The organism is Streptomyces sp. NRRL S-31 (assembly GCF_000718775.1).
Lineage (GTDB): Bacteria > Actinomycetota > Actinomycetes > Streptomycetales > Streptomycetaceae > Streptomyces.
In genome coordinates, this window is sequence record NZ_JOCB01000159.1 from 1 (window position 1) to 9,832 (window position 9,832).

The 9,832-nt window shown below is 75.3% G+C and carries 7 protein-coding genes and 2 pseudogenes; 1 reads left to right on the top strand and 8 read right to left on the bottom strand.

Going from position 1 to position 9,832, the window contains the following annotated elements; genetic code table 11:
* The 5 genes and pseudogenes from IF37_RS45370 to IF37_RS0136925 all read right to left on the bottom strand — a co-directional run.
* A pseudogene (locus IF37_RS45370) lies at positions 1–184 on the bottom strand (UL36 very large tegument protein); the annotation flags it as partial.
* Between the two features lie 1,561 nt (positions 185–1,745).
* Complete coding sequence (locus IF37_RS45125; protein WP_173457106.1) at positions 1,746–1,904, bottom strand: DUF6760 family protein; 159 nt, start codon at positions 1,902–1,904, stop codon at positions 1,746–1,748.
* Positions 1,901–2,401: a zinc-ribbon domain-containing protein gene (locus IF37_RS0136915; protein ID WP_030753547.1), complete on the bottom strand. Its 501-nt coding sequence runs from the start codon at positions 2,399–2,401 to the stop codon at positions 1,901–1,903. Before IF37_RS0136915 ends, IF37_RS45125 begins: the two co-directional genes overlap by 4 nt.
* Positions 2,398–2,838 carry a phage tail protein gene (locus IF37_RS0136920; protein WP_030753550.1) on the bottom strand — a complete coding sequence of 147 codons (441 nt, stop codon included), beginning with the start codon at positions 2,836–2,838 and terminating at the stop codon, positions 2,398–2,400. The genes IF37_RS0136915 and IF37_RS0136920 overlap by 4 nt, the downstream gene beginning before the upstream one ends.
* A 34-nt stretch (positions 2,839–2,872) precedes the next feature.
* The gene (locus IF37_RS0136925) at positions 2,873–4,438 is read right to left on the bottom strand and encodes a phage tail sheath family protein (protein ID WP_030753554.1); all 1,566 of its coding nucleotides are present in this window, start codon (positions 4,436–4,438) and stop codon (positions 2,873–2,875) included.
* A gap of 247 nt (positions 4,439–4,685) precedes the next feature.
* On the opposite strand from IF37_RS0136925, the gene IF37_RS41110 reads away from it, so the two are divergent.
* On the top strand, positions 4,686–6,206 hold the full coding sequence (locus IF37_RS41110) for a DUF4157 domain-containing protein (protein WP_052845581.1): 1,521 nt from the start codon (positions 4,686–4,688) through the stop codon (positions 6,204–6,206).
* A gap of 69 nt (positions 6,207–6,275) precedes the next feature.
* On the opposite strand, the gene IF37_RS0136935 is transcribed toward IF37_RS41110, so the two are convergent.
* The 3 genes and pseudogenes from IF37_RS0136935 to IF37_RS0136945 all read right to left on the bottom strand — a co-directional run.
* On the bottom strand, positions 6,276–8,414 hold the full coding sequence (locus IF37_RS0136935; protein ID WP_253915958.1) for an ATP-binding protein: 2,139 nt from the start codon (positions 8,412–8,414) through the stop codon (positions 6,276–6,278).
* Positions 8,411–9,118, bottom strand: coding sequence for a DUF4255 domain-containing protein (locus IF37_RS0136940; protein ID WP_030753562.1), 708 nt, complete (start codon positions 9,116–9,118; stop codon positions 8,411–8,413). The genes IF37_RS0136935 and IF37_RS0136940 overlap by 4 nt, the downstream gene beginning before the upstream one ends.
* Positions 9,115–9,832, bottom strand: a pseudogene (locus tag IF37_RS0136945) (hypothetical protein); the annotation flags it as partial. The pseudogene IF37_RS0136945 and the gene IF37_RS0136940, both read right to left, overlap by 4 nt.

Consider the following 9,832-nt stretch of genomic DNA (forward strand, 5'->3'; position numbering starts at 1 on the left):
GGGCGGGGCCGGTCGGAGCGGCGGGGCCGGCCTTCTTGCCCTGGGCCGTTCCCCTCGCCCCGCCGTCGTGCGGGCCCGGGGTACCGGCCGTGCCGTCCTCGCGTCGCTGGACGACGGGAAGCGCGGGACCGGGCACCGCACCGGCGCCCGGCGAGGCGTGCGGGACACGGGCGTCCCGCGTCAACGGAGCCGCGGTGGGCGGCAGTTCACTGAGCGGGGCGCCCAGGGGAGCGCGGGTGGGCGCGCTCCGTGCGGCGGTGTGCGGGTGCTCCTCCGTCCCGGTCGGGGCGGCCGGGACGGTCGGGGCGGCGGGACGGCCGGGTGTGCCGGGGCCCGCGCCGGGAGCCGGGGCGGCGGCGGGCCGCAGGGCCGTGACCCGGCGTACCGGACCGGCCGGGCGCCGGGCGACGGTCAGCGCGGGACCCGCCGGGTTGAGCCGGACGGCGGGGAGGGACGCGCCGGCGGCGGAGGCCCGGGGTGCCTCCGGCTGCCCGTCCCCTCCGCCGGACCGCGGCCCGGTCGTCCCAGACGCGGTGCGCCGACCGCCCGGCCCGGAAGCCGCGGACGGACCGGAAAACCCTGAAGAGCCGGAAGGATTGGAAGATGCGGAAGGACCGGAAGGCGTACGCCCCCCGGTGCCGGCCGTCGGCCGGGAAGTCCTCCCGGGGTCCGGCTCGGGCGGTCCGGAGCGCGCCCGCGGGGCTGACCCGCCGGGAGCCGGCCGGGGCACGGGCCGGTCGGCGACCGCGCCCGGGACCACCGCGACACGGCGCACCAGCGGGATCTCCGGCGCGGCCGACCTGCGCCCGGTGCCGTCGGGAGTGACGACCGGACCGGTGCCGGGCTCCGCCACCCGCTGGACGGAGGCGGACGACGAGGACAGCACGGCGGGAGAATCCGACGACGTGATGCCACGACTGCGCGGGGCGTCACCCGGACGCCCCTTCCCGCCGGCCCCGCCGCCGTCGCCCTGGCCGTCCCCGGACGGACGTACGGCCGAGGACGTGGAACCGGCCGGCCCAGCATCCCGCGAGGCCGACCCCGACGGCACCGGACCCGGCCGCACCGGACCCGACGACACCGAACCCGGCGGTCGCTCACCGGAAGTGGTCCGGCGCTGGACCCCGGGCGTCCGCGCGACCGGAGGACGGGCCGCACCACCCGAGGACCCCGAAGATCCCGAAGATCCCGAAGGCCCCGAAGACCGGGAAGACCCCGAGGAGCCCGAACCCCCCGACGCCGCGGTCCCCGGTGCGCCGACGGCGGCCGTACCGCCGTCCTCCGCTCCGTCCGCTCCCCCCGGCCGCAGTGCCCGGAGCAGCAGCGGGCCCCCGCCGGTCCGGTCGGCCCGCGGGGTGGCCGGACGGGCGACGCCGCGTACCAGGCCGGGCGGGGCGGTGGGCAGCAGGGCGTGGCCGAGACCGGCGTCGAACGACGGGTTCTGCCAGGCGGCGAGGCCCGCCCGGAAGGCGAGGCCGTCGCTGACGCCCAGCGGGGCGCGGGAGACGGTGAGTTCCGTCGGCGGGGCATGGCGCCAGCCGCCGTCCCAGTCACCGGGCACGACGGACTCGGCGGCGCCGGGCACGGCGATGTCCGCGGTGCCGGGTCCGGTGCGGTCCGGCCCCTCGCCGGGCGGACCGGGGACCGCGGTGCCGGTGCCTCCCGTACGCCCCGTACGCCCCGGACGGTCCGCGGCGGACGGTCCGGCGGCCCGGCGGCGCAGCCTGTCCCGCCATGCCATGTGCTCAACCGCCTTCGTTCACACGGGTGTTGATCCGAGCGATCTCGGTCACCCACTGCCGGCGTTCGTCATGGGTCAGGTCGAGGATCTCCTCGCGGGGCCAGTGGAAGTGATAGGCGATGTACGCGATCTCCTCCCGGAGCCGGGGAAGGGCGTACGTCACGATTCCCCCAGGCGCCCACCCGAGAGGTCGACCTCGAAGCCGCCCTCGCAGTGCGGGCAGGTCACCGCCGCCCGGGTGTGGCCCTCGCTGTTGACGCGGCGGTAGAAGTCCTGGAGGAAGGCCACGTCGGTGGCGTACATCCGCTCCACGACCCCGGCGTGCACATCGGTGATGTTGCCGAGCCGGGTGATCACCTGGCTCAGCAGCACCACGCTCAGGTACGCCGGGTTCTCCTTGACCCGCAGGTCGATCTGGGGCCGCAGCTCGTCCCGGGCGGTCGCCAGCCGCATCGTGCCCTGGCGGTGCACCGTGCCCGCCTCGTCGACGTAGCCGCGCGGCAGCTCGAACTCGAACTCGGTGCGCAGCCCGTTGTCCTCCCGGGGCGGCGGCGGGGTGGCGACGGGCGGTGCCGCCACCTGCTGCTCGGTCGCCGGGGCGGGCGTCGTGACCTGGAGGATCTCGTCCAGGTTGCCCGCCGTCACCGTACGGCGCCTCATTCGACGACGATCTCCTCGAACACGATCGTGACGGACTCGGTGGCCGCGGAGGACTCGCCCGCCTTCAGGGACGGGCCCTCCCACTTGGAGGCCCAGCCCTGCATCAGCTGGATGCGGCGGACCGTGTTGCCCTCGGTGTCCTTGATCTCGATGGTGAGGTTCTGCCGCGCGGCGTTCACCGCGCCGTTGTTCAGGGTCTCCTTGATCCAGTTGGTGAACTCACTGCTCTGGTCGAGTCCCCGGGTGATCGTGATCTCGCCCGCCTGCCGGCCGCCGGGCTGCTTGCGGATGATCTGCTTGCCCTCGGCGGTCACCTGCTTGACCTCGACGACGTCCTCCTCGACGGTCAGCCCGCTGATCTCCTGGATCGACTCGACCAGGTAGCCGCCGAGCTGCACGCCGAAGACGTGGGTGGAAAGAGCATCGCCCGTTGCCATGACTGTCTGTCACCTTCCGTTGCTGACCCGCGGGTCACTCGTCGATGAGGCTGGTGCTGTCGGAGAACTGGGCCAGCCTGAAGATCACGAACTCCGCGGGCTTGACCGGCGAGACACCGATCTCGCAGACGACCCGGCCCTGGTCGATGGACTCCTGCGGGTTGTTGTCGCGGTCGCACTTCACGTAGAACGCCTCTTCGGCGGTGCGGCCGAAGAGCGCGCCGCGCCGCCATTCCTCGGTGAGGAACGCCGTGACGTTGCGCCGGATGCTCGACCAGAGCCGGTCGTCGTTCGGTTCGAAGACCACCCACTGGGTGCCCAGCAGGATCGACTCCTCCAGGTAGTTGAACAGCCGGCGCACGTTGAGGTAGCGCCAGGCCGGGTCGGAGGAGAGGGTGCGGGCGCCCCACACCCGGATGCCCCGGCCGGGGAAGGCCCGTACGCAGTTCACGCCGATCGGGTTCAGCAGGTCCTGTTCGCCCTTGCTGAGCCGGAGTTCCAGGTCCACCGCGCCGCGGACCACCTCGTTGGCGGGCGCCTTGTGCACGCCGCGCTCGGCGTCGCTGCGCGCCCACACACCGGCGATGTGACCACTCGGCGGGACGGTGGTGTTGCGGCCGACGGCCGGGTCGAAGACCCGCACCCACGGGTAGTAGAGGGCGGCGTACCGGGAGTCGTAGCCCGCCTCGTCGTTGCGCCAGGTGCGCACCTGCTGGGCGTTGAGCCCGGGCGGGGTGTCCAGGACGGCCACCCGGTCGCCCATCTGCTCGCAGTGCGAGATGACGGCGAGCTGCACGGTGCGCACGCCCTCGGCGTCGATGTCGCCGCGCTGGTAGGCGCTCATCAGGTCCGGTACCGCGACCATGGTGATCTCGTCGATGGTCTCCAGGCCGCCGAACCCGGTGCGGGCCCCGGCGTCGCCGACGTACTCCGCCGGGTCGAGGCGCGAGACCTCGCCGGAGCCGGAGCCGGCCGGGACGGGCGCGGCCGGGGCGTCGGCCAGCGTCACGGTCTGGTTGGCGGGCCTGCTCTGGGTGGCGCCCTGCTGCTCGGTGACCTCGATCAGCCGGGAGGAACGGACCTGGGTGACCAGGTACCCCTTGACGGTCCTGCGGGTGGACGCCTCGTACGTCTCCGCCACCTGGTCACCCTGGCGGACCAGGACCTTGAAGCGGTCCTCCGGCGGGTTCTCGCCGTCCGCGTCGGCGATCTCCACCGTCACGCCGGAGACGCCCGGCCGGGCCGCGACCAGGAAGCCGCCCAGCTCCGCCGGCCGCGCCGCCCTGGGCTCCCGCCCCCGGTCGCCGCCGGCCGCCGGGGCGGAGGCGTCCTCGGCGGAGCCGCCGATGCGCACCACGTACGCGGCGCCACCGCCGTTGGAGAAGTACCCGTAGACCGCGTGGGCCAGGTAGGTGCCCTCGGTGAACCCGCCGAACAGCTGGGTGTACTGGTCCCAGCTGGTGACCAGTGTCGGGGTGTGGAACGGTCCGGTCCCGGCGAACCCGACGAACGCGGCGACGGCGGTGCCGACCCCTTCGATGGGCCGGGCACCGGACTGCACCTCCTCCACGTACACGCCCGGGGTGAGGTACGTCGGCATGCTCGCTCCTTCGGGTCCTTGCGGATGGGTCACCTGTGTCCAGGCCGAGTCTGCGTGGTGGTCCGCGAGGGCGACAGGGACGCGGGGACCCGACCGGGGGCAGGAACCCTGCCCTTCCCCGCGCCCGCCGACCGCCCGGTCGCCGGCCGGGCTTGCCCCCGCTCTGCCCGTACGACCCTGGACGCCCCGCGCGCCCGCGCGTTCCACTGGGGGCCGCAGCAGGGGTGCGCCGACGAGGAGGCAGCAGATGCGGACGTCCAGGTCGCGTGCCGGGCAGGCCGGGAACGAGGAGCCGGCGCTCCGCACCGCCGTCGGCCGCAAGGCGCCCTCGGGCGGCGCCGCCGTACCGCCCCCGCTCACCGCCGACGTGCTCCGCGCGGCACAGGGCGGCGCCGGCAACGCCATGGTGACCGGCATGATCGCCCGCCGGGTCCGGCCCACGCCGGTGGCCCACGAGCACGAGGAGCACGAGCACGAGCACGACGCGGCGGGCAAGCGGCAGGCCGCCGACGAGGTGGGCTCGGTGGTGCGGTCCGCGGGCGGCCGGCTGCCGTCCTCGTTGCAGCGGGAGATGGAGTCCCGGTTCGAGGGCGAGGACTTCTCCGACGTCGTCGTCCACACCGGCACCGCCGCCCGGCGCTCCGCCGACGCCGTCGGGGCCGAGGCGTACACCACCGGCACCAACCACATCGTGTTCCGCGACGCGATCAGCAAGAAGACCCTGGCGCACGAGCTGGAGCACGTCCGGCAGCAGCGCGCGGGCACGGTGGCCGGCACCGACAACGGCGGCGGACTGAAGATCAGCAACCCCTCCGATCCGTACGAGAGGTCGGCCGAGCGGAAGGCGGACCAGGTGATGCGGGGCGGCGCGCCGGAGGTCCGGCGCCGGCCCGGGGAGCAGACGGAGAACCGGGCGGGGCGGGGCGAGGCGGGCATCCAGCGGATGCCCAGCAAGAAGGGAGGGAAGAAGAAGCAGGAAGAGCAGCCCGCCGCGGAGACGTCCGCCCCCGCGAAGACCGAGTACGAGAAGATCGTCGAGCACTTCGAGGGGAAGAGCGAGGAGTTCGCGAAGAAGCAGCCGAACGAGAAGGAGGACATCCTCGAGGGGCTCGGCATCTCGCCCGGGGAGGACACCTTCACCCTCGCCGAAGTGGAGGCCGACGAGGAACTGGAGGAGATGTTCCTCCAGGCGGTCGAGACGACGAAACACGCGTCCGGCTACTCGGGGACGGCCGGCGGGAAGAGTGACTGGGCGGCGAGCGCCGTGACCGCGGCACACAAGGACCTGCGCCGGGATTATCCGTTCTGGGGCGACAAGACGACGCTCCACCACAAGATCTCCCGCACCGAACTGGACACCATCCTGGCGTCGGCCAAGGAGGCCGGGGCGAGCGCGGCGCCGCTCTCCGGATTCCTGGACGAGATACGGGACGTCCTCGGCTCGACCGCCGCGGACAAGAAGGCGCTGCACAACATGCCCGCCAACCTGGAGATGGGGCCGGCGAGCGACACGCGCCTGAACGACCCGGGCAGCGGGACCGACTTCAACCACACGCCTTCGGGCGCGCTCACCCCGCGGTCGAGCGAGCTGAACGACGCGCTGAGCCTGGCGAAGAGGCAACCGGTCGACTGGGCGGCCGTCGCGGAGAAGCTGCGGGAGGCGCAGCGCATCCACGCGGCGACGTACGGGGGCGCGATCCTCTCCCCGCCGGAACTCGCCCGGTGGGAGCAGTACCGCGGCAAGTGGAAGAAGGCCGGGGAATCCTGAGCACGGTCCGAGGGGGCGGGGCGGCCCGTCCCCTCAGGCGGCGAAGGCGTCCCCTCAGGTGGCGCCCCCTCAGGCGGCGAAGGCGTCCGCCAGGTACGGCCCGAACTCGCCCTCCAGGACCAGCCGTCCGAGCTTGCGGTACTCCTGCGCGACCGCCGTCACCACCTGCCGCATGGTGAGCGGCCGTCCCGACTCCGCCGCGAGGTAGGCGGCGGTCACCGCGCAGGCCCGGATCGAGCCGCCGGCCAGTTCAAAGCGGTCCGCGCAGAAGCCGAGGTCGAGGTCGTCGGCGCGCGGCAGCCGGTCGCCCAGACACCGGTCCCACAGGGCCAACCGCTGGGCGGCGTCGGGCACCGGGAAGTCCGCCACCACGTCCAGGCGGCGGGTGAACGCCTCGTCCAGGTTGGCCCGCAGGTTGGTGGTCAGCACCGCGATCCCGTCGAACGACTCCATGCGCTGGAGGAGGTACGCCGACTCCATGTTGGCGTGCCGGTCGTGCGCGTCCTTCACCTCGGAACGCTTGCCGAAGATCGCGTCGGCCTCGTCGAAGAGCAGCACGGCGTTGACCGCCGACGCCTCGGTGAAGATCCGCTCCAGGTTCTTCTCGGTCTCCCCCACGTACTTGTCGACGACCGTGGACAGGTCCACCACGTACAGGTCCATGCCCAGGTCCGCCGCGACGACCTCGGCGGACATGGTCTTGCCGGTGCCCGACTCGCCCGCGAACAGCGCGATCACCCCGCGCCCCCGCCCGCCGCCGGGCCGCATCCCCCACCGTCCGAGCACCTGCTCGCGGTGGCGGGCGCGCAGCGCGAGTTCGCGCAGCCGCCGGTGGGTGAGCGGCGGCAGCACCAGGTCGTCCCAGCCGACGTCCGGCTCCACCCGGCGGGCGAGCCGGTCGAGCCCGGCGCCGTTCTGGGCGCGTACGGCGGCGCGCAGGTCGTCGGGGTGGACCGGGCGGCCCTCGAGGGCGGCCGTGCGCACGGCCACGCCGGCGGCCCGGCGCACCTGCGCGGAGTCCAGGCGGTGGGCGGCCACCGCCCGGGCGAGCGCCTCGGCGTCGCCGGGCACGGAGCCGTCCCCGGCGGCCCGCTCCAGGGCGTGCCGCCAGCGGGCGGCCTGCCGTTCGGGAGAGGGCGCCGGCACGGTGACGACGACGGGGGTGTCGGCCGCCCAGACCGGGTCCCAGCCGACGGCGCCGTGCGTCAGCAGCGGGATGCCGCGCAGGGCCGTGCACCACGCCCTGAGGGTCAGGGCCAGTTCGCCGGGTTCCGCGGGCAGCGCCTCCAGCGGGCCGAGGACGACCCCGGCGCCGGTCAGGCGGGCTTCCCGGGCGGCCACCCGGGCCAGGTCCGCCGCCTCGCCGGAGCGCCGGGCGAGGGCCGCCGCGTCCAGCGCGAGCGGGCGCAGCCCGGCGGCGCGCAGGGCCGCGACGGCCAGGCCCCCGGCGTCGCCGCCCCGGCCGCGCAGATGGACGAGGCCGGTGCCGGTGCCGGCCGCCGCCGCCGTCCGGCGCACCTCGGCGGCCTCGGCGGTCGGGTCCTCGGGGACCTCGTCGAGCACGCCGGCCAGCCGGGCGTCGGGCCGGGTGTCGCCCAGCAGGTGCGCGGTGACCCGGTCGGGGACCACCAGGACGCGGGAGAGCGGCGGCCGGTCCGGTTCGGTGACCTCCAGCAGTCCGCCCGCGAGCAGCGGCGCTCCGGGGGTGAGCCGGAACCGGGCGGACGCCGCCCCGCCGAGCCCGCACAGCTCCAGGGCGAGCCCGACCGTGGGCCGGCGGCGCGTCAGGTCGTCGTTGAGGTAGCCGTAGAGCCGCTCGAACCGCGCGTCCAGGTCGGGTGCCAGCGCCACCAGGAGCAGGTCCAGGTCGAGCGACGACAGCCCGAACCGCCGGGCGAGTTCGCCCGGGACGGACCCGGCCGGCGGCTGCCAGGGCTCGTGCCCGGGTACGTCGAGACCGCCCGGTTCGTCCAGGACGCGCGCCGCCGCCTCGGGGCTGAGGTACTGGCCCCGGTAGGGGTCGTCGGGGTCGGGGTCGGCGGCCCGCCGTGCGGCCACCGCGTGCCGCACCCGTTCCTCGACCGCTTGCAGGCGCGTCCACAGGTGGTCGGCGCCGGTCTCGTCGCCGGAGTGGGCGGTGGGCCGGCCGTCGGGTGCGGGGGTGGCGTCGGGGTGGTCCATGACGGTCGGTCCGGTGGGGTGGGTCACGGGTTGCGGTCTCCCCGGTGGCGGCGGCGGGCGGGGGCGGGGCCCCGGTCGCGCGGGGCGGCGAAGCCCTGCGGGCCGGGATCGCTCGCCTCCGTGTAGCGCAGCCGGCGCCCGGACTCCGCCGGCACGCCCTCGCGGCCGGCGGCGGAGCGCACGACGAGCCCTTCGGTGACCGGCGGCGCGACGGCCGTGGCCGCCCCGGCGAGCGGCGCGATCACCCGGACCCCGAGCGACGCCTTCAGCTCCCCGCCGAGCGCGGACCACACGTCGGCGGCGGCCGGCAGGTCGGCCGCCGCCCCGGCGACGTCCAGGGACACGGTCAGGCCCAGTTCGGCGAGCGTGCCGGTGAGCAGCCGCGCGGGCAGCGTGTCGGCCGCCACCAGGCGGGAGAGCACCTGGGAGAGCAGCCGGTGTTCGTCCTGCGGACGGCTGGTCCACGCCGTGACCAGGTACGACAGCTCGAACCAGCGGGGCGGGGTGCGCCGCGCCACCAGGTGCCCGTCCGCGTCGTACACCTCCCCGGTGCCGCTGCCGCGCCGGGTGACGTCCTCGCGGATGTCGTACAGGAAGACGCAGACCGTCGGGGCGCTGCGGCGCGCGGCCCAGTCCCGGGTGGGCGCGTCGAAGACCACCTCGACGCCCGATGCCTCCAGGCCGGACTCGCCGAGCAGCCGGCGCAGCCCCTCGTCGACCTCGTGGATCACCGGCGGGTCACCTCGTCGGGCGGCTGCACGCTGCCGCTGACCACCAGGAAGTCGGTCTTCACCGGGGAGAATCCGGGGCCCCGGGCGGTGATGACGCGCGGCCCGGTCTGGTCCTTGGCGAGGATGAGCAGCTGGCCGATGAAGGTGCCGTCCGGCTTCGGGACGGTCGGCGCCGCGGCGGCGGTGATCCCCGGCTTCCAGACGAACCGCACCGGTACGCCCGGCGGGAAGTCCTTGCCGCGCACGGAGGTCACGAAGCCGGGCCTGCCGATGGCCGGCACCGCGACGATCCGCGGCTGGAGGATGCGCAGCCGCTGCCGGGCGGTGTTGTCGCTCCGGTCGGCGTCCGTCCCGGTGGTGGTGAGCACGCCGGTGACCTGGCCGACCAGCGCCTTGTCGGGGCTGAGGACGACCCGGAGGACGGTGCTCGCGCCCGGCTCCAGGTCCGGCAGCGCGCACGTCCAGGAGGCGTCGCAGCCCGGCGGCGGACCGTTGTCCGGGATGTTCGCGGGCAGTCCGATGCGCAGCCGGAGCCCGGTCGCCAGCGCGTCGCGGCCGTTGCGCACGGTGTACGTCACGACGACCCGTCCGCCGACGTAGCCGGGGTTGGGCTGGGCCGTGACGCGCACGCCGGGTCCGGCCGCGGGCGCCGGCGGCTGCGGCGGCACGCTGGGCGGCGGCGTCGGGACCGGGGGCGGGGGCGGAGTCGGGGTG

What these genes read in the sequence shown, in the direction of transcription:
- IF37_RS0136915 (WP_030753547.1), bottom strand. Translation starts at nt 2,401, where the DNA reads ATGAGGCGCCGTACGGTGACGGCGGGCAACCTGGACGAGATCCTCCAG.
- IF37_RS41110 (WP_052845581.1), top strand. Translation starts at nt 4,686, where the DNA reads ATGCGGACGTCCAGGTCGCGTGCCGGGCAGGCCGGGAACGAGGAGCCG.
- IF37_RS0136925 (WP_030753554.1), bottom strand. Translation starts at nt 4,438, where the DNA reads ATGCCGACGTACCTCACCCCGGGCGTGTACGTGGAGGAGGTGCAGTCC.
- IF37_RS0136920 (WP_030753550.1), bottom strand. Translation starts at nt 2,838, where the DNA reads ATGGCAACGGGCGATGCTCTTTCCACCCACGTCTTCGGCGTGCAGCTC.